The organism is Ignatzschineria sp. 22MB058224 (assembly GCF_058188435.1).
On record NZ_CP187366.1, the window covers coordinates 978,993 to 999,212 of the forward strand.

The 20,220-nt window shown below is 37.6% G+C and carries 13 protein-coding genes and 2 pseudogenes; 4 read left to right on the forward strand and 11 right to left on the reverse strand.

What is annotated here, in order from left to right:
• Nucleotides 1-181: 181 nt before the first annotated feature.
• From galE to galU, 4 genes are read right to left on the reverse strand one after another with little or no spacing between them, the layout of a single operon-like run.
• Nucleotides 182-1,198 carry a UDP-glucose 4-epimerase GalE gene (gene galE / locus ACPF7B_RS04155; protein ID WP_490506370.1) on the reverse strand — a complete coding sequence of 339 codons (1,017 nt, stop codon included), beginning with the start codon at nucleotides 1,196-1,198 and terminating at the stop codon, nucleotides 182-184.
• The gene (gene pgi / locus ACPF7B_RS04160; protein ID WP_490506371.1) at nucleotides 1,195-2,937 is read right to left on the reverse strand and encodes a glucose-6-phosphate isomerase; all 1,743 of its coding nucleotides are present in this window, start codon (nucleotides 2,935-2,937) and stop codon (nucleotides 1,195-1,197) included. Before pgi ends, galE begins: the two co-directional genes overlap by 4 nt.
• Nucleotides 2,937-4,199 (reverse strand): nucleotide sugar dehydrogenase, encoded by a 1,263-nt coding sequence (locus tag ACPF7B_RS04165; protein WP_490506372.1) that lies wholly within the window; start codon nucleotides 4,197-4,199, stop codon nucleotides 2,937-2,939. Before ACPF7B_RS04165 ends, pgi begins: the two co-directional genes overlap by 1 nt.
• Complete coding sequence (gene galU, locus ACPF7B_RS04170; RefSeq protein ID WP_490506373.1) at nucleotides 4,196-5,083, reverse strand: UTP--glucose-1-phosphate uridylyltransferase GalU; 888 nt, start codon at nucleotides 5,081-5,083, stop codon at nucleotides 4,196-4,198. The genes ACPF7B_RS04165 and galU overlap by 4 nt, the downstream gene beginning before the upstream one ends.
• 262 nt (nucleotides 5,084-5,345) lie before the next feature.
• Here galU and ACPF7B_RS04175 point away from each other — a divergent pair, with 262 nt between their 5' ends.
• Nucleotides 5,346-6,041, forward strand: coding sequence for a CPBP family glutamic-type intramembrane protease (locus ACPF7B_RS04175; protein ID WP_490506374.1), 696 nt, complete (start codon nucleotides 5,346-5,348; stop codon nucleotides 6,039-6,041).
• Between the two features lie 77 nt (nucleotides 6,042-6,118).
• Here the strand turns inward: ACPF7B_RS04175 and ACPF7B_RS04180 are convergent, their stop codons facing one another.
• Together ACPF7B_RS04180 and drt2 are read right to left on the reverse strand one after the other, a co-directional pair.
• Nucleotides 6,119-6,571 (reverse strand): YbbD-related protein, encoded by a 453-nt coding sequence (locus ACPF7B_RS04180; protein WP_490506375.1) that lies wholly within the window; start codon nucleotides 6,569-6,571, stop codon nucleotides 6,119-6,121.
• Nucleotides 6,572-6,742: 171 nt separating this feature from the next.
• Nucleotides 6,743-8,020: an antiviral reverse transcriptase Drt2 gene (gene drt2 / locus ACPF7B_RS04185; protein ID WP_490506376.1), complete on the reverse strand. Its 1,278-nt coding sequence runs from the start codon at nucleotides 8,018-8,020 to the stop codon at nucleotides 6,743-6,745.
• Nucleotides 8,021-8,590: 570 nt separating this feature from the next.
• Here drt2 and darG point away from each other — a divergent pair.
• Together darG and ACPF7B_RS04195 are read left to right on the forward strand one after the other, a co-directional pair.
• Nucleotides 8,591-9,499, forward strand: a pseudogene (gene darG / locus ACPF7B_RS04190) (type II toxin-antitoxin system antitoxin DNA ADP-ribosyl glycohydrolase DarG); the annotation flags it as partial.
• 616 nt (nucleotides 9,500-10,115) lie between these two features.
• Entirely contained in the window at nucleotides 10,116-10,847 is a 732-nt protein-coding gene (locus tag ACPF7B_RS04195; RefSeq protein WP_109235746.1) for an NYN domain-containing protein, read from the forward strand.
• A 72-nt stretch (nucleotides 10,848-10,919) separates the two neighbouring features.
• Here the strand turns inward: ACPF7B_RS04195 and ACPF7B_RS04200 are convergent, their stop codons facing one another.
• Nucleotides 10,920-13,037, reverse strand: coding sequence for a capsule polysaccharide biogenesis protein (locus ACPF7B_RS04200; protein ID WP_490506377.1), 2,118 nt, complete (start codon nucleotides 13,035-13,037; stop codon nucleotides 10,920-10,922).
• A 174-nt stretch (nucleotides 13,038-13,211) separates the two neighbouring features.
• Here ACPF7B_RS04200 and ACPF7B_RS04205 point away from each other — a divergent pair.
• Nucleotides 13,212-13,394, forward strand: a pseudogene (locus ACPF7B_RS04205) (DDE-type integrase/transposase/recombinase); the annotation flags it as partial.
• A gap of 50 nt (nucleotides 13,395-13,444) precedes the next feature.
• Here ACPF7B_RS04205 and ACPF7B_RS04210 read toward each other — a convergent pair.
• The 4 genes from ACPF7B_RS04210 to ACPF7B_RS04225 all read right to left on the reverse strand — a co-directional run bounded on the left by ACPF7B_RS04210 (nucleotide 13,445) and on the right by ACPF7B_RS04225 (nucleotide 20,211).
• Nucleotides 13,445-14,517 (reverse strand): IS3 family transposase gene (locus ACPF7B_RS04210; RefSeq protein WP_490506130.1). Its coding sequence is split into 2 segments (ribosomal slippage): nucleotides 13,445-14,256 and nucleotides 14,256-14,517, totalling 1,074 coding nucleotides; the frame shifts between segments, so codons are not numbered across the junction.
• Between the two features lie 130 nt (nucleotides 14,518-14,647).
• Nucleotides 14,648-15,769: an alpha/beta hydrolase gene (locus tag ACPF7B_RS04215; RefSeq protein WP_490506378.1), complete on the reverse strand. Its 1,122-nt coding sequence runs from the start codon at nucleotides 15,767-15,769 to the stop codon at nucleotides 14,648-14,650.
• Between the two features lie 21 nt (nucleotides 15,770-15,790).
• Nucleotides 15,791-19,222 (reverse strand): HAD family hydrolase, encoded by a 3,432-nt coding sequence (locus ACPF7B_RS04220; RefSeq protein ID WP_490506379.1) that lies wholly within the window; start codon nucleotides 19,220-19,222, stop codon nucleotides 15,791-15,793.
• A gap of 50 nt (nucleotides 19,223-19,272) precedes the next feature.
• Entirely contained in the window at nucleotides 19,273-20,211 is a 939-nt protein-coding gene (locus ACPF7B_RS04225) for a KpsF/GutQ family sugar-phosphate isomerase (protein ID WP_490506380.1), read from the reverse strand.
• Between the last annotated feature and the right edge of the window lie 9 nt (nucleotides 20,212-20,220).

Here is a 20,220-nt window from a genome sequence, read left to right on the forward strand (position 1 = left end):
CAACTAATCCTTAAAAAAATCAAAAAGCTTCCCAAACATGAGCTAAAACAATCAATTCACGATTCAATAAAAAACCGTAAGGACGCATTTATTAGAAAGCTTTTCCCTACGGTTCATTTCTAGAATTCATTTATTACTAAATTTTATGACTAAAATTCACTGCTACTACTGAAAGATACTGTTATTCCCGATACCCTTTAGGGTTTTGTTTCTGCCAGCGCCAGCTATCTTCGAGCATATCTTTTAGATCATACTGAGGGTGCCAGTCGAGCTCTTTTTGAGCACGAGCATTATCGGCGTATGAAATTGCGACATCACCACTTCGGCGCGGAGTGATTTGAAAAGGAATCGTCACACCATTCACTGCTTCAAAGGTATTTTTCATCTCTAAAACAGATGTGCCATTCCCCGTACCGATATTCCAAGCGCGACAACCTTTTGCCGTTAAGCGATTTTGTAATGCACAAAGATGGGCTTTAGCAAGGTCGACCACATGGATATAATCTCGGATGCCGGTACCATCTTTTGTCGGATAGTCATCGCCGAAAATTGAGAGTTTCTCCCTCATTCCAACCGCTACTTGTGTCATAAATGGCATAAGATTATTAGGAATCCCTTGTGGATCTTCTCCAAGTTGCCCACTTTTATGCGCGCCGACCGGATTAAAATAACGTAGTAACGCAATCGACCAACGATCATCTGCAATTGCGGTTTTTTGCAGTAGCTGTTCAACTATAAGCTTCGTGTAACCATAGTTGTTAGAAGGCATTCCGGTTGGCATCTCTTCTGTTAATGGAGAGATATTCGATTCGTCATACACCGTCGCAGAAGAGCTAAAAATCAGATTGAAGCATTCTGCTTTCTCCATCGCTTTAACAAGCGAAATAGAACCTGCGATATTATTATCAAAATAGACAAGTGGAATCTCTTGGCTTTCACCCACCGCTTTTAATCCAGCAAAATGGATCACTGCACTAATAGAGTGGTCTTGAAATACGGCATCAAGCATAGCGCTATCGCGAATATCGCCTTCGATAAACTCCAATGTTTTGCCAGTGAGTGCTTCGACACGCTTTAAAGATTCAACAGAACTATTTGAAAGATTATCAAATACTAATACTTCAAAGCCTGTATTGAGTAATTCTATGCAAGTGTGGGAGCCAATATATCCTGCTCCACCGGTCACTAAAATCTTCATTTTGGTTCTGCTCCTTGTAGATATTGAATCAATCCTTCTGTGGATGAGTCTACCATAGCACTCTTTTGCCCATCATCTTTTAGTAATGGGATAAGTTGGCTAGCAATTTCTTTACCTTTCTCTACACCCCATTGGTCGAAAGGATTAATGTTCCAAATTACTGATTGCACAAAAACTTTATGCTCATAAAGTGCAATTAACATCCCAATAGTTTTCGGGGTTAAACTCTCGATTAAAATCGTTGTACTTGGTTGATTGCCTTCATACTGTTTATAGATTGGAGTAGATGTAGATTCCGTTGAAGTTATGTCTTCTAAAGCATTATTCCCCAACGCCCCATTACCCACGGCTCCATTACCCAGCGCTCCATTACCAAAGGCTAATAAACGCGATTGTGCCAGACAATTCGCAAGTGCTAACTGATGCTGTTCGATAAGCTCATCGGCATTGTCTTGATAGGTGAATTGTGCATCACTATAACGGCGCTTTGGGGCAATAAAATCCGCACTTACCCAATGCGTCCCTTGATGTAAAAGCTGATAAAAAGCATGTTGCGCATTAGGGCCTACTTCACCCCAAATAATAGGACATGTTGCATAATTGACCTTTTCAAGCTTTCGCGTCACCTCTTTCCCATTCGATTCCATCTCAAGCTGTTGCAAGTAACTGGCGAAATATTTGAGTCGTCCATCATAAGGCAAGACGGCATGCGTTTGAATATTGAGGCAATTGCTATTCCAAATCTCGATCATTCCCATGAGCATCGGAAGATTTTGTTGAAATGGTGCATTATAAAAATGCTCATCCATTAAAAAACCACCCGCTAAAAGCTCTTTAAACCCCACAACACCAATCGTAAGTGCAATGGGTAGCCCTATCGTCGACCAGAGCGAGTAACGCCCTCCGACCCAACTCCAAAGAGAGAGTTGGCGCTCTTTAGCAATCCCCCAATCACTCATTGCTTGGGTATTACTCGACACCCCAATAAAATGATTGGTTAATACTTCCGGCGATGTTCCTAAGGTTTTTTGCACCCAACTGCGAACTGTTTGTGCGTTTTTAAGCGTATCAATAGTGCCGAATGATTTGGATGAAATAATAAAGAGCGTTGTCTCTGGTCGTAGTTGATGTAATAATTCTGAAAGTTGGCTGCCATCCATCGTCGAAACAAAATGGATATTAAGTGGCTTTTCAGTGACGACTTTAAAATCCGCAAGTGCATAAGAGACCATTAATGGTCCTAAATCGGAACCACCTACACCAATATTTACCACATCCGTCACCACTTCGCCGGTCGCTCCGCGATATTGTCCTTGATGAATTTTCTCCACCAACGTATACATTTTTTCAAGCTCACAGTGAATCGACTCACTCACTTTCTCGTCAATACCAAGCTGATTGAGCGCAGATTTTGGTGTCCGCAGCGCCCAATGCATCGCGGCACGATCTTCGCTCTGATTGATGTGTGTTTGTGAAAAGAGCACTTTTACCATTTCTGGTAAATGACGTGATTTTGCTAATGTTTCTAAACCGTCTAAAACTCGCTGGTCAATACGTTGTTTACTAAAATCAATCAAAAGATCTTCTAGCTGATAATGAAAATCAGAAAAACGCGCACTATTTTGTTGAAATAACGTATTTAAGGATTCTGATTGCAATTCTTTTGCTAATTTTTGTAACGCTATAAATGCGGGATCTTCGATTAATAACGGGATATTAATCAATTTTTCAAATGCCATTAGCGTCCCACTCCTTTATAGATAAAACCGATCGATTGCATATATTGCGGATCAAAGATATTGCGACCATCTAAAATTAGTGGTGTTTTCATACTCGTTTTAATTTGTTGATAATCAGGGCTGAAAAACTCTTTCCAAGCAGTCAATATAATGAGTGCATCGGCATCTTTTAGCGCGCTATATTTATCTGTGCAATATTCAATTTTCATCTCCGGATAGACCTTTGCTACCGTCTGCATTGCAGCTGGGTCATAAAGTGAAATCCTTACATTTTGAGCCGCTAATGCTTTGAGCATTTTATGAATGGGGGAATTATAGATACTTGCCGTATCTTCTTTAAACGATGCGCCCCAAATTGCGACTTTTTTTCCGCTTAAATCCGTTTGATAAAAGCGCCAAAGCCGGCGGAATAACACTTCTTTTTGATCCTCATTGATTTCCCAAACCTGATCCATCAAGCGACTTTTGACCCCGCGTTTTCCAACTTCTTCAGAGAGCATTAAAATATCGCTCGAAAAATTCTCACCCCCAAATCCAGCGCCCGGTGAAAGATACGCTCCACCAATACGTGGATCGGCGGCTAAACCTTGTTTTACATTGAGGATATCTACGCCCATTGTTTCAGCAACATTCGCAAGATCATTCATATAGCTAATGCGCGTTGCGAGCATTCCGGAAATACTCAATTTCGTTAGTTCTGCATCCAAAATTGGCATCACTAACCACTGTGTTGAGAGCGGAAAAAATGGTCGGAAAAGCTCTTTTAATTGCCGTAGAACTTCATCGGACTCCACACCAACAATGAGCTGCGCAACATCGGTAAAGCTTTTAACTGCATTTCCTTCCTGTACTGTATCGGGCAAATAGGCCCAATTTGCCTCTGGGAAATGGGTTTGTAAACGCTGTGTTCCATAAATGCCAAAAGTCGAGCCATTAATTAAAAGCGGTTTGTTGCGGCGTACTTCTTGCCGGAGATGATCTAAAAAATGAAGTGCATTTTCCACTTCTAACGTGTCATAACTCAAAATAAAACAGTCGATTCCTTTAGGCAAATCCACCAAAGAATCAACTTTAACATAGGCTTTCTCCGCATCAAACTTCGCTAAAACATTAAGAAGATGTGGATCTTGTACACTGGGAAATGGATTAGAATCGTTCACCAAAGTAGAATCTGGAAAGAGATAAACTTCATTGCCATAGCGCGAAAGCAATGCTGTTAAGACGCCGGCTTGCAAGGTTGATCCAATAATAGCGATCTTCATAACTTTATCTCACGTGCGGACTTTTCGATTAAAGCTCTGAAAGGTTCGCCCAATGTCGGGTGAATCGCACCATAATGGAGAACCGCTTCTAAATACCCAATTTTACTACCACAATCAAAGGTCTGCCCCTTCATGCGATACGCTTCAATCGGTGCTTCTTTCTGTAGTAGTGCAATTGCATCGGTGAGCTGAATCTCATTGCCCGCACCTTTCGGCGTCTTCTCAAGAAGCGACATAATCTCCGGCGGAAGAATATAACGACCAATCACCGAGAGATTCGAAGGCGCGCTTCCCACTGCCGGCTTTTCCACAATTCCCTGCATCACAATCGATTCCCCTTCTGCCGGGGCTAATTTTACATCGACAATTCCATATTGATCCACCAAAGATGCCGGCACCTCTTCTACCATAATCTGCGCTGCCTGGTGCTGATTGTAATACTGAATCATTCGCGTAAGATCATTCTCTTCCCCTTCGTTATAGACCAATACATCAGGAAGAAGGACGGCAAAAGGTTCATTGCCGATCAATGATTTCGCGCATAATACCGCATGCCCCAAGCCAAGTGGCTCGCCCTGACGCACGCTCACAACGCTCACCCCTTTCGGGAGAATCGATTCGATCTCCGCTAAGATATCGAACTTCTGCTTCTCTTTTAGAATCGTCTCTAACTCAAAGTTCTTATCGAAATAGTTCTCAATACTCCCTTTTGAGCTATGCGTGACAAGAATAATCTCCTCAATCCCTGCTTTCACTGCCTCTTGCACCACATAATCGATCACGGGACGATCAACCACCGTCACCATCTCTTTCGGAATCGCCTTACTCGCCGGCAGAAAACGGGTCCCTAAACCCGCAACAGGTAAAATTGCTTTCTTAATCATGAAAATTCCAATATTCATTAATTACTATCATTGGGTATAAGGATATCAATAATTGGGATAAGAGAGAATGGCTATTGCTAAGAAATGAACGCTTCTAGCTTTTTATCGACTGATAATTAATTAATGATCCTCAAAAAGAAGCTAATACCTCTGTTTTATCAAAGGAAAAAATAGCGCTAATATCTTCACTCACTTTAGATGCTTGCAGAAGTTAATGCCTCTATCATAAAATCATCATTTTTAGATCAATATATTTTGTAGCATGAAAAAGAGATGTACCGATCTTACTTGGCTCGACCTTTTGATTCTCACGGGAATTCTTTTTGGCTCGGCAATCTACCAATCCTCCATTCTCTATCTGCAGTTGAGTCAAAATGAGACCGATATTGAGACGTTAACCACCTTTTCAAGTAGCGCAAACTATGGCGCGCTCTTCTCACAATCCATCTACTTATTCATAGCTATTATCTATCTTTGGATCAGAGGTTTTGATTTTGCCGCATTAGGGCAACATATTCGCATTAATCGTTGGGTGATTCCTCAAGCCGTGATGATCTTTCTCCTTGCTGCACTCGGCATGGATCTTTTCTATCTTCTGCTCTATCCCGATTCCGTTGGGAGCACTCCCGTTCCATTCCCCTTTTCCGCCTTTAAAGAACCTTCTCTGATTCTTTATGCCCTTTTCAATGGTTTTTATGAGGAGATCTTCTTTTTAGGGCTCTGTCTTACCCTTCGCTCGTACAGCCTCAAATGGGCATTTCTCTATTCCCTCTTGATTCGTTTTAGTTTTCATACCTATCAAGGATTAGAAACCGCGATCGGCTTAGGTTTTCTCTTAGGCACACTCCTATTTCTTCTCTATACAAAATGGCTGAGACCGAAGAATCTGCTCCCCTTCTTCCTCGCGCATTCACTTGCAGATATCATCGGGCTCTCTTTTCTCTTCTATGTTGTGTAGAGCGCACATACACTAATCCTAAAAGAGATAATTGATTTTATGGAAACATCCTGTTACTAGAAAGGCTTTAAAATGTATTATGGATGTAAGCTAAAGAAGTATATTGTATGATCCTCAATCACAAAGAAGTAACGATCATTCTTGTAAAAGGGGATATCTCTATGCAAAAAAGACTCTACAATGCTTTGAAAGTCAGGGTTTAATATTCTTTTTTTATGAATAAACTCCGCCTTCTCAGATTCAATCAGCTTCTCCTTAAATTTACGGATATCTTCTTGAGTTGATTGAAAGCTGCCATTGATTACATTTGTATCTAGATCGTAAGAAAGCAGTATATTTGTTGCATTCTCAGGTATATCCCGAGGAATCCACCCCTTCTCAATATATTCAGTAGCCTGATATTGCGTTGGAAATTTTATGGTTTTTGTATCATGAAATCCGCCTAAAATAGAAATGAAAACTATCAGCCCGACAACAAACACTGTGAGCAATAGTGCTATCAATATATTCTTATTTTTTCTCGTCTTCATCTGCTTTTGAATTCCTTTTTTACACAATCAAACCTACCACTATCGTTCGGATCAAGCCTTTTAACTGTTGCTAAAACAAGTAGTTACAGCTATTATATTCAACAATACGCCCGGGTACCTCTGCATTATACTTAATGTACGTCCCGACTCTCTTTTTATTTAGTGAATCTCTTATTGATCCTTAATCGATTGATCAACTTCATCTAACTTCTGATTTAAACGATCCCACAATGGTTTAATCTGTTTTCTAATAGCCTTAGAATTCATAACTCCAGAAGCTCTAAGCCCATAAGTGATGAAGTTTCTATGTCCTAAGTGACTATATCTTTCATACAGTTTCTTTCTACGTAATGGCACTTTATAACCCATTTTTTTAGATTCTTTATTGACCGTATTCTTCACTAAACGAATTGACTTATTCATTTTTTCAGAAAATCGAGCTAAAGCAGCTGATCTTAACAAAATTCGTTTACCATCATATGTAAATCCTAAGTATTGAAGCGCTTTATTACTTTTACCATCTCTAAATAGTCGTTTCTCTGTTTTTTTAGAATTAATAGACAGTCCATATGCTTTTATTTCTGAAGCAACAAAGCTTTCGACATCAAATTGTTGAGACTTAGGAAGTATAAATAACATATCATCACAATAACGACGATAACTTCCACCTAAATCATTCATTTTTGAATGCAATTTTTGGTCGAAATTTAACATAAAGATATTAGAGAGCAACGCACTAATAGCTGTTCCCTGGGGAATACCTCTATCTGCACTATTAATTGAAATATATTCCTTTTCTCTCACCCGAGATCGAAACTCATAAGCAGAGCAGATCCTTTTACGCTGATACCATGGATTGTTTAAAGAGATTTCAAACTCTCTATAAATCTCATCCCTTATGCAATAAGCGTAACGAGTTAATGATCGATACACCGCATAATGATCTTCCGGCAATTGATCTTTATGAAGAAGTTTTGCCCAAGCATCCTTTAAGTGTTTGTGATCAAGATTATCAAAAAAACCGGTAATATCGAGCGCAATAACGTCACAATCTTTTCGTGACTCTATCTCCTTGAAAGCCTCATAAGCAAAATCTACATTCGACTTACCTAACCTTCTAAAAGCTAAAACAACATCGGAAAGATTTACTTGCGAAAGAATCTGCTCATAGGATAATTCTAAAACTTTCCCGTAGTACGCATAAATATGGGAGTCTAAATGTGACGCATAAGTAATTTCTCGTGCTTTATGGGTTTTAACCAAAGAAGCATCTTCTGATGCTTTACCTAGTTTTATTGTAAAAGCACAATACCTCAACATTGGATAAAAGCTGTGACGCGCCACCTTTTTAGGGTTTGTCACAATTGCTCGAGCTGCTTTTATCCCGATCTGCTGATCAAAATGTAGGTACCCTCTATTTCGGTACCAATCAGAACTTTTTAATTTCATCTAAGCCATATAATGCAAAACCCCAAACAGGTCGGACTGTGGCCATCCTATACTGTTTGGGGCTTAACAAACGTAATCTTTTACGTATTCATTGCGATAAAACCGCTGTGCCACCATATGTTGCATATGATCTATTATATCATTGCTTCAGTCTCACGAGGAGGACTAAAGATGCGTATTACCATAAATATTCATATTAAGCATATTCATATATACAGCATTGTCATCGGAATAATCACCAATAACTGGGGGATTATTCTGGTTGACATCATGTGATACTCCCCCATTTCCATTAAATGGGGCAAATACAAAATAGCTTAAATATAAATATTAAGCAACAATATATAGAAAATACAGAATATGATTAATATTAAGATATAAAATAATAGAGCCAGAAAACATCACCCATCCTCCTAAAGTCACTATAAAAAGAGAGTGGTATTATTAATGATGATTAACTTCGTACAAGGAAATCTTTTTCACGCCGATGTAGAGGCATTAGTCAATACTGTCAATTGTGTTGGAGTAATGGGACGAGGGATTGCTCTACAATTTTAAAAAGCATTTCCGGAAAATTTTCAGGCTTATAAAAAGGCCTGTGATTTACAACAAGTTGTACCTGGAAAAATGTTTATCTTTGAAACTGGTAGTCCCGTTAACCCTAAACTGATTATCAATTTCCCTACTAAAAGACACTGGCGTAGTGCAAGTAAAATAGAGGATATTAACGCAGGTTTAGACGCATTAATCACTGAAATTAGAACAAGAAAGATCAGATCAATCGCAATCCCCCCATTAGGAGCAGGATTAGGTGGATTAGAGTGGTCTATAGTAAAAAACAGAATAATTGAGAAGCTATCTCCCATCTCAGAAGATCTCTCTATCTTTGTGTATGAACCAATAGAAAAAACGACACACAATGTGACCATTCGGTCTGAAAAAAAACCAAAAATGACAGAAGGTCGCGCCATCCTTATTAGTTTAATGGATGAATATTTAAAAAAACTCATAGATCCGTACATTACGCTTCTTGAACTTCATAAGTTAATGTACTTTGTTCAAGAGTCTGGCTACAACCTTAGATTACGATTTACCAAAGGAAGCTATGGTCCTTATGCTGAGAACTTAAGGCATGTTTTACAACATATTGAAGGTCACTATATTTCTGGCTATCTAGATGGCGGCGATGATCCTCGAAAAATCATTAAAATAATGCCTAATGCTGTTGCTAAAGCGCATCATGTTTTAAAGCAAAATGGCGATATCTTCTCTAATTTTAATAGAGTGAATGCACTCATTGACGGATTTGAATCCTCAGCGGGATTAGAATTATTGGCAACAACTCACTGGTTAAAAAAGCAGGAAAAGAGATCAGATCTCTATCAAGGATTTTATAATTGGAATCGACATAAACAACAATTTTCAAAAAGGCAGATCGATATCGCTGAAAAAATCCTAATTGAAAAAGGCTGGATTTAAAATTAAAACTTCAGGAAATCAGATCTTAACCTGATTACTCTCCTTCGATTAAACCTTTTAGTAACAACTCTTCTCTTAAAAGAAGTTTTGACAGCAATATCAAACCTACCACCCCATCGTCCGTATTAAACCTTTTAGCTGTTGCCACTTTCTGCCTAAGTAGGTGGTTTTGAGCTTGGTGGATTTCTGTTTACTACGCTCAGTCACTAAAGCTTGTAGCGTGCTGATGGCGTTACTGATTTTGCCGGTATCGATATTGAGATTGGTAAGAGAGTAGATGAGCGTGCCAGCAATCAGCCCCTTCTCACTGCTCTAACTCGGTTCTTAAGTGTTTGTGCTGATAGCTCTTTATTAACAAACTCAAACCCACAATCTAAACACCTAATCAGCAACTGTTGATATGTAAATTGAGTATCACCAAGCGCCTCGCGCTCTTTAATCCCAATTACTGACTAGGTATTGAATCAACACTCGATGAAAGTAAAGAGGATTTGACAACAATATGCTTCATCTATAATATTCTATACAGATATATGCCCGTTTGCAGTAAGCCTACCGCCTTATCTCAGGTAGCGCCGAACCATTCGGGCTTTTTGTTTTTAGAGGTAATGAAAATATGTCAACAGCAATACTCATTGACGGTGCTTTTTTAATAAAAAGATCTCGTTATTTAAGTAAAAAATACCCTAAAGGTTTGTCGCAAGAAGAGATCAATACGATCTGCTATGATCCCCAAAAAGTCGCTACTTTCATTTTTGAGTATGCTCTATCCCACTTAAATACAAAGAAAGAGGGTAGAAAACGAGATCTTTATAGAATCTTTTTTTATGATTGCCCACCTGCTCAATATAAAGGGCATAACCCAATCTCTAAAGATGCCTACGATTCAACTAAAACTAAAGAATATCAATTCAGAACAGCGCTGCATACCGAACTCAAAAAACTTAGAAAGGTTGCCCTTAGATTTGGGGAGATCACACATACCAACTGGACATACAAAGATAGAGTGATTCAAGATCTATTAAAGGATAAAAAAAGATTTGAGGATATTACTAAAGATGACGTTCACCTCTCTTTTAGACAAAAAGGTGTTGATATGAAAATCGGAATAGATATCTCCTCATTAACTCTTAAAAAGCTTGTCAAACAAATCATCTTGATTGCAGGTGATGCTGACTTTGTACCCGCTGCAAAGCTGGCTAGAAGAGAGGGAATTGATTTTATATTAGATCCTATGGGGCTCAATATTAATTCAGAATTGTTTGAACATATAGATGGACTTCATAGCCCTAAAAAAGATCTCATTTGGATTCCTAGAAACAATAAACAAAACCCATCTAAAAAATAAAAATTCTAGATGTGAAAATGTAAGTTAAGTTATGATCTGTACGCTTGAGACCTTTTAGGATAAACTTCCCCATCACCACCCCATCGTCCGTATCAATCCCTTTAGCTGTTGCCATTTTCTGCCTAAGTAGGTGGTTTTGAGCTTGGTGGATTTCTGTTTACTCCGCTCAGTCACTAAAGCTTGTAGCGTGGTGGTGGCGTTGGTAATTTTGCCGGTATCGATATTGAGATAGGTGGGATAGAGGATGAGCGTGCCGGCGATCAGTTCTAATAGCGTGAGCTTTCTGCCCCTTCTGCCGGTTAAGGTGTGGCGATCTTCCGTTAAGCCCCAGTTTGCATAGAAAGGGATGCCGTAGCAGAAGACCTTTTTCCCCCGGAGGAGCGCTTCGAAGCCGGAGAGCGATGTCATGGTATGGAGTTCATCACACTGCTCGATCAGCGCGATGATATCACCATCGATCATCACCTCATCGGCATATGCTTTTGCCACCGCTTCCGGCACAATACCGACGCGATTTCCACTCACCACATCGGGATGGGGTTTGTAGACGATATAGGCCTCTGGGTTTTGCCGGCGAACCTCTTTGAGCAGTGCTAAATTGGTATTGATATCGCGCGTGCCGGTCTGAATGGAGGCATCATCTTCCACCTGCCCCGGCACTAGGAGGATCGGTCTCTCGCCCGCTTTCGGTAAGGTACAATCTTGCCGGCCCACATTATATTTACCGATCTTAAAATTGATAAGATCTTTCTGCAATGTTGCCGCTTCGGCTAATAGCTCGGCATCAAAAGTGGTTTCGCTTAAGATCTGCTCTAAGCGTGAAGGGGTACTTGCATCAAAATAGATGCCTAAATCATCGAGCACTAAAGAGCGCGGCGGTACAAGGTTAGAGCCTAGGCCCACGGAGCGGATAAAACCATCTTCCATCCTTAAGATCGGGAGTTGCTGCTGATTCGCCCACTCTACCAATTGCGGAAACTTCTTCCCCCAGATAAGAAGCCGAATCTTATTTTCTGCATGATCTGAATCTTCTGATTTTTCTAAGTTTTCTGAATTCTCTGTATTTCGATCGATCCGCTTATGCATTTCTGCATAAGCATGCTCAACTGCAGCCTGATTCTTAAAGAAACGAAGCCCATTATTCACCGCGCGTAAAAAAGGGGTAATGATTTTCCGCTTCCAGAACGATAAGCCCACTACCCAGATCTCTCCCGCAAGGAGCTTCTCCCGCCGTTTCATCATGATGAGATAATCGATCACATCAAAGATCGTTCCTCTTCTGCCGGTATAAGGATTGAGATAACGGCAATATTGCAGGTAACTCGCGGTAAAGAGCTCAAGAAGTGTCGCGTGTCGGCGACGGGATTTAAACTCCGGTGCTAAAACTTGTGGATGGCGATCTTCCGTCAATCCCCAACCGGCATACCACGGCAGACCAAAGGTGACCACTTTTTTGCCGAGCATCAGAGCCTCAAACCCCATTTGTGAGGTGGCAACATAGATAGAGTCCATCTTCTTCAATAAAGTATGGGGATGAATATTCTCCGCTAAGAGCCGAATTTGTGGATCTCGCGCTAATGCCGGCATCACCTCGGTAAAATGCCCCTGCTTCTTCCCCGCTAAGACATCGGGATGAATCTTAATCCAGATCACCGCCTCCGGATGCTCCCGCTTTGCACTCTCTAACATGGTGAGAAAGGTCGCCGCTTTGATGCCACCATATTGCAAAGACAGATCGCCAAAAGTTTGGTCGATGATTAAGAGATGCTCTCTCTCTGCCTCAAAGGTTAAATTTGCCGGCAGATCTTCCGGAATGGCATTATATTTCGTTAGTTGATGGGTCAAGATCAAATCAAGCGCCCGTGCGCCATTCGCTAAGAGCGATTCCGACATCTCTCCACTTAAAATCAACTGCTCTAAGCGGGAAGGTTTCGAGGCATCATAATAGATCCCCAAATCATCCACTACAATTGATAATGGCGCTTCTCCATTCACGCCCAGATCCATCGAGCGAAGGAAGCCATCTTCAAGCGCAACAAAAGGGAGCTGATGCTTCATCGCATAGCCCCGCGCCTTTCGCGTATTCGCCTTATTGCCCCAGCCGACAACAACATCTTTGTCTGCCGTATCTAAGACCTGCTCCAACAAAGCACGCTTTCGCTTTAAACCTGCAGAAAAGGTAATGATCATGCGCAATAACTTCCTTCACCCATATGCGAAATAGCCCACCTAAATGACGCTTATCCCAACAAAAAAGCGCTATATTTTCGCCCCAAGAATTAAATATAAGGACGAAATTATAGCACTTTGTGGGAGGTGATCATGAATCATTATTTCAAAGTATTACGATTACATAAAGCTTACGAGGGTACACGAGAAGCTTTAGATATTGTCGTTGATACCTCACTACCGGCCACTAGAGTTGTGAGAGTTTTAGAGCAACTTAAAGAAGAAAGAGGCGTTCCTAGAATGATTCGTGTCGATAATGGCAGTGAAATGACTTCTTTAGCTTTTACAAAATGGTGTGAAAATAATCACGTTAGTGTAAACCTCCCCTTTTTAGGGCTATTTAAAAGTAGAAGGTTTCTCTTGGTTTATTAAAGTTGACACGGTGGCACAGATCCAATGGCTGAATGGGGTCTTTCATTATTATAACTCCATAGCCATTTAGTGGAGTAAATTTGTGCTTCATTGATTGTTCCAAACAGATAATTCGATAGTAACTCCTCTCTTACGGTGCGGTTAAATCGCTCAATATAAGCATTTTGTGTGGGTTTCCCCGGTTGAGTATAGATCAGAGTGATCTTCTTTGAATTAGCCCAATCAATTAATTTCTGGCTAATATATTCAGGGCCATTATCACATCGAATCGCTGCAGGCTTTCCTCTCCATTCAATAATTCTCTCTAAGGAGCGAATCACTTTTTCTGTCGGTAAACTAAAATCAATATCCACGCAAAGACCTTCTCGATTATAATCATCAATCACATTAAAAGTTCGGAAATAACGTCCATTTTGCAAGCTGTCAGACATAAAATCCATCGACCATATTTGATTAATATCTGTCGCTAATCCCAATGCTTCGGGGCAATTTCTGATGATTCGTTTTTTAGGTTTAATTCTGAGATTAAGCTCTAATTCCCGATAAACTCTTAAAACTCGTTTATGATTCCATCGGAACTTTTGAATATTTCTCAAATAATCAAAACATAAACCAAAACCCCAACGCTTATGAGCTTTAGTTAACTTCAGTAACCAAGTTTCAATGAGTCTGTTTTCGGAAGAGGCTTTGGCCTGATAGTGAAAAGCCGTTTTGCTAATCCCAAATATCTCACAAACTAAACGAATGGAGATATCTTGAGTCTTTAAAACAGCTTTAGCCATCTCTTTTCGTTGAGATGGCTTTACCACTTTCCCTCTAAAGCTTCTTGGCGGATACGGGACTTTAAACATTCTTCAGCATACATTTTTTTGAGCCTTGCATTCTCCGCTTCTAGCTCTTTTAAGCGAGTAATCATCGAGGCATCCATGCCTCCATATTTTGAACGCCACTTATAAAATGTCGCCGAACTAATCCCATGCTCTCGACATAAATCGGTCACTTGCACGCCTGATTCATTCTGCTTTAAGATCGACATGATTTGTGTGTCTGTGAATTTTGATTTTTTCATAGTCAATTTCTCCTAAGTAAATAATACGAGAAAATTCTACTTATAGTCGGTATTATTTTTAGGGAGGATTACACTATCTAACAACACAAGGAAATATAACTTGAATAATAATATACTATACCTCTGCATATCATTTCTTTTTGTTTAAACTCTCTAAAACATTCAACAGTTGTTTATAATAAGAGCGCTCATCTTCTCGTTTTGAGTTTGTAAAACAAAATGAATAATGTACAAGGGCTGCTTTTGGCTTCTGTAATCGCATATAACACTTAGCCAAATGAGTATTGGTATTCATGTCAGATGGGGATATCCTGTGAGCTCTTTGTAAATATTGGAGCCCACTCCTTAATCTACCTGATTTTAGTTCTTGCACTCCCAATCTATTTAAAGCATGAAAAAACTCAGGATACTTTTTTAACATTTTATTTAAAAATAGAAAATATGCTTCTTCATCCCTGGGTATAGATGACAATGTACTAATATCTTCTAGTGAGAGTTTATTATGCAAATCCCCTTGGCCTATAATAGAATCGAAATCACAATTTAATAGGGAGTTTATGGTCATATTAAAACCAATATTTTTAAATGAATTTAATAAGTAATGATCTGAATCTAAAAAAGAAACGGTCTCCATCACAACCTGATTAAAGGATAAAAAATTTCTTCTATATTCCAAAATACACTCTGTATCCAGCAGATCTTTTTCTCCATATAAAAAATAAAACTTTTTATTATCTAAATCATTTAATTTATTTAATGATGTTGTTATTTTTCTTTGATTTTTAAATCTATTATTACTTTTGACTTTATAAACTCTTCTTATAGAATTAATTTCTAGATCAATTTTAGGACAAGATACTATTATGTTTTGTTGCTGAGAAAACTCCATAAGTTGTGTATAAATTAACACCCCATATGCCCCCATAGAATGTCCTATAAAAGTTAATTTATTAATAGAATATTTTTTACAAATTTGCTTTAATATCTCCTCTAAAACTGAAGCAGATTTTTCTACTGATTCACTATTTAAAAAGCTTTTTGCCTCAACAAACCAGTCATTTTTATCAGAATTAAAAAACAAAACATTTTTAGATAAAAAATTTATTTGGTTTTCTAATAAATAAATTTTATTAATATAATCTGCAGCGCCAAATGCTACTATTAAAGTATCATCATCAGTATTATTGACTTTTAACTTTAAATACCCGCCACTATTATTTATAATATTAATAAAGTCACCTTCCTCAATCATTATAATATTTATCCTTTCTGCCTATAATAAATAAAGTTTTCCTAAAGCCTTTATAATCTGTGATTTCGAGTCATGGAAAAACAATTGTGGGTTTTTAAGAAACTTTTGTTTTTTATTTTCTGAAGCAAATTTTGTAATAAAGTAATAGATACAATGCTGAAGAACACCTTTATCTTGATGAGAACTACTCAAACTATAGGGGTTAGCCCCACCTTTTTTTATTGTAGCCTTCTTTATATCTTCTTTACTTTCTTGCTGAGATAATATTTCTACTGCTTTACGCCAAATACCAACACCATCTTTTTCCACACTTTCTGAAAGAATAATTCTTTGCGAATTCCCACCATAAGCATCTTCAAAAGAAATACCAGCGAAAAGTCTAGCATCCCTCGGATGAGGATCTGAAAATAATTGATCTAATAAGCGTAAAGTTTTATTTGGCTCTATATCTATTTTTTTTAATTCTTGCCCTAAAATATCAACACAATCATTAATAAATTCTAAAGCACCTTTATGCACCATTCTTACAAAACCGATCCTTTCATTTTCCATATCGGTTTCTTGCATAAAGATTGGTTGTAACTTACCATCCCAAGTTTTACTCATTTTTATGAAACTACAATCAGTACTACTAAATAATGTTTCATAAAGGGGCACATAGCGACAAAATGGATGATACGTGTCATGCCTATCTACAAATTCTGCAAGAAAAGCCGTTAAGTTTAATGAGTTCTTCTCTAATCTCTCTATTGCTTTTCTGAATGTAATTAAATAATAACCCGATATTTTTTTATTCAATAATTGAAATAATGATTGTTGCATTGTTCCGGCATATCCAATATCAACAATTGCACTCTTTTCATTCTTATCCATTATCCCAATTGATCTTAAATAATCTAAGTAGTTTTCTCGTTCAGAACTAGCAACTTCCATGACATTATTTTCTAGTTCGATCATTAATTTCCTTAAACGAGGTAGATCATCTTTTGTAATTCTACTTTGCCAAGTTAGCCCATATTTTTTTAAAATATCTTGATCAACCACTATATAAGTAAGACCAAATCTATTCTCTAAAAGATGACCGAGAGAAACTCTATGAGCAAAATCAACATATAATAAATCTAAAATATCAGTGCGTTTCTTTACCTTTGCTAAATTAATCGAGCGACGTGAACAGAGCATGTATACCGATTTAGGAGCATCTTTATATAATGGAGAAAGAGCATCATAAGCTTCTTTCATAATTTTTCCATCTCGAGCTAAAAAATAAAGCGTATCAACTTTATCCTTAATAAATTCTTCAATTAACCATTTAGTATATCCTAATAATAAGGCTCCAAGTCCCATGTACCCTAATTGCCACCTATCAGCATTAAAGACTGTTCCTCTGCGATATATTTTCCTAGGATTATCATGAAGTTTTTGTCCCCAGATAGAAAGAATAATACGCCAATCTAAAGGATGATTTCTTTCATCTCTTTTCCAAGGTCGAATGTAAGCGCTATTATTTTCAAATAAATCAATAGCCTTATTGAGATGAAATGTTGCTATACCTCGTGATTTTGCTTGTTTAATATCCCCTATTTCATTGTCACCAATATGCAAGATACTCGAAGGCGGAAAAACAATACTCTCTAAGACTACATCAAATAACCTTCCATTATGTTTTTTTGCATCGTAGGATGAGGAAACAAATAACTTTTCATACCCTATATACCCATTTTTATGAAGAACTTTTTCTAAAAAGCTAACAGGTAAATACATATCAGATATCAAAATAACTGTTTTTCCTGATGATATTGCTTCTTTAAAAGCAGCCAATCCACTTTTTCTTGGATATAAGAAAAACATTTCAGAATCCATCTCCAGTTTTTTTAATATATCCTTTTTATCGTCGGTTAATTTAAGCTCAATAGCTATTTCATCATAAATATCATCTATTGATATTTCATTTTTGTTATTCAATAAAGCCTTTTTAAAAGCTTCTTTTTCGGCATTTGTTCGTATTAAGTGGAAATCAATTGTTCGATCTTCTAAAAGAGTATGAACATCACTTTCTATAAACCTAAATAGATCGGAAGGGAATTTAAATGGTCGATATAATAAAGTATCAAAAATATCAAATGATATAACATCATATTTTTTTATTTCAACAGATAGTTCATTACAAAAGTCATTGGTAATAACTTCTCCTGATCTATTGAAAAAACCAATTTCTTTTAAAAGTTGTTCTTCTCTCTGAAGCGCTATTAAAGAGGTACCGACATTATCACTCCATGGTTTGACTTCACGATTTTTTACAATATCTTCTAACCATGAGGCATATTTATCCCCTGTAAAAAATGATGACGGAAGATGCTTGCTTTTTATAACTTTAATTATTTCATCATCTTTTTCATTCAACTTTTTGACTTCTATATTTTTATAAAATTGTTCCAGAGAAGAAGCTGAACATAATGAAGTAAGTTGATTCTGAGCTCCTAGTAAATATAGTTGTTTCTTATAAAATGCAGCTTGATAACCAACGGATGATGATATCGTCATAACTCCATCAATAAAAGGTGTAATGAATTGAGAAACATATGGAGTATTGTCACAATCATTTATATATATAAAATTATCAAAGTTATTTTTCAAAAAATCTATATTATTTTCTGTTAAAACGCTACTCTGAATATCTTTTGAAATATAGTTGGTAACCCAAACACCAATATTTTTAGGAGTTTTCTTAAGTATATCGACTAATAAGTCAAACTGGGTTATACCATCATCTAACAAGCTATTTATCATAAAATAACTATCAACTTGTAATGGGAATAAAACAACATAATCAAACTTTTTGTAAATGTTAGTTATGTGCTCTTCCAAAGGACTTGTTTTTTTTAAAAAAGATAGACTCTTATCTCTGTAATGTTGAAAAGACTCTATTTCTTCTGGAAAAATATCAACATGTTGGCACTCTTTAAAATGATTTACATTCAATAACTCATTATCAAACATAACCAAAGATGGATATGGCGGTCTTGAAAAAAATCCCGGCGTTTGATGTATAGTCATTGCATTATCGTATATTTTTTCAAAAAAATAAGCCGGACTTTCCCAGACCATAATAACGTCTGGAGTATAATCTCGTCCTAATAATGAATGAAAATGTGATCTAATGAATTCTATATCACTATCTACTATAAGTTTTTTTTGGTGTCTAACAAGACGTTTGTATGAACTTTCATTTTGTTCCCAGTCCAAAGAGTTCACTCCAACAATTTTATTAAAGCAATCTCCAAAACCATCTGAAATCAATTTATTAGCCAAATGTTCACTAGTAAACAATGTTGTTTTATGACTTTTTTTTAAATTTTTTGCTTGAGAAACTATCGGCCCCCTTAAAGAAGCATAACGAAAAAAAGGGTTCCCATGTTCTATACATGGTTCTAAAAAAAATAAAATTTCCATACTAATTAATATCCAATTTATGTGTTACTTATTAAAGTCATTAAAACTAATTATTCAAATAGACCCACTATCTCTGTAGTACCTTTTTTCCTTACTATAAGGCTACGTATCTTATTCTCTTTTAATACATTTTCAGCCGCCACAAGATACTCTTCATCATCAATACAAATAGGGTTTTCCGTCATTATTTTCTGCGCAATCACATTTATATTCATATTGTTTGACAAAAGTGCCCGCCGGATGTCTCCATCAGTAATAATTCCTCTCAAATCCTTTTTAGAGCCGACTAAAGCTAGTCCTGTTTTTGACTCTGTCATTTTCAATAAGCAACTTGCTAAAGATGCTGTCTGCTTAACAAAGGGCAAGTTATCCGTAATCATATAATCCTTAACTTTACTTAATAACTTTTTCCCCAAACTCCCACCGGGATGAAATCGAGCAAAATCCTCTGCTCTAAAATCACGTTGCTTCATCAGTGCAACTGCCAGCGCATCACCTAGTGCAAGGGTAATGAGCGTCGAAGAGGTTGGCGCCAAATTATTAGGACAGATCTCTCGTTCAACACCGATATCTAAAAAGACATCGCTATACTTTGCTAATGTAGAGTCTGCATTTCCCGTAATCCCGATAATTTTATTACCAAAACTTTTAAGGCTAGGGATAAGCTTATTAACCTCATCCGTTTCACCACTATAAGAGATCAGAATCAGAAGATCGGAAGGTTTAATCATCCCTAAATCACCATGGAATGCTTCGGTCGGGTGCAGAAAAAAGCTTGGCGTACCGGTAGATGCAAAAGTTGCCACGATTTTTTTACCAATTAAGCCAGACTTACCAACACCAGAGATAATAGTGCGTCCTTCACATGCGAGAATCAGATCAATAGCCTGATCAATATTGTGGTTACCCACAAGCTTCTCTTGCCATTTCTTTAAAATCCCGATTTGATCTGTAACCGCATCCGCTACTATTTGTAAGCTATTTACCATACGACTAAA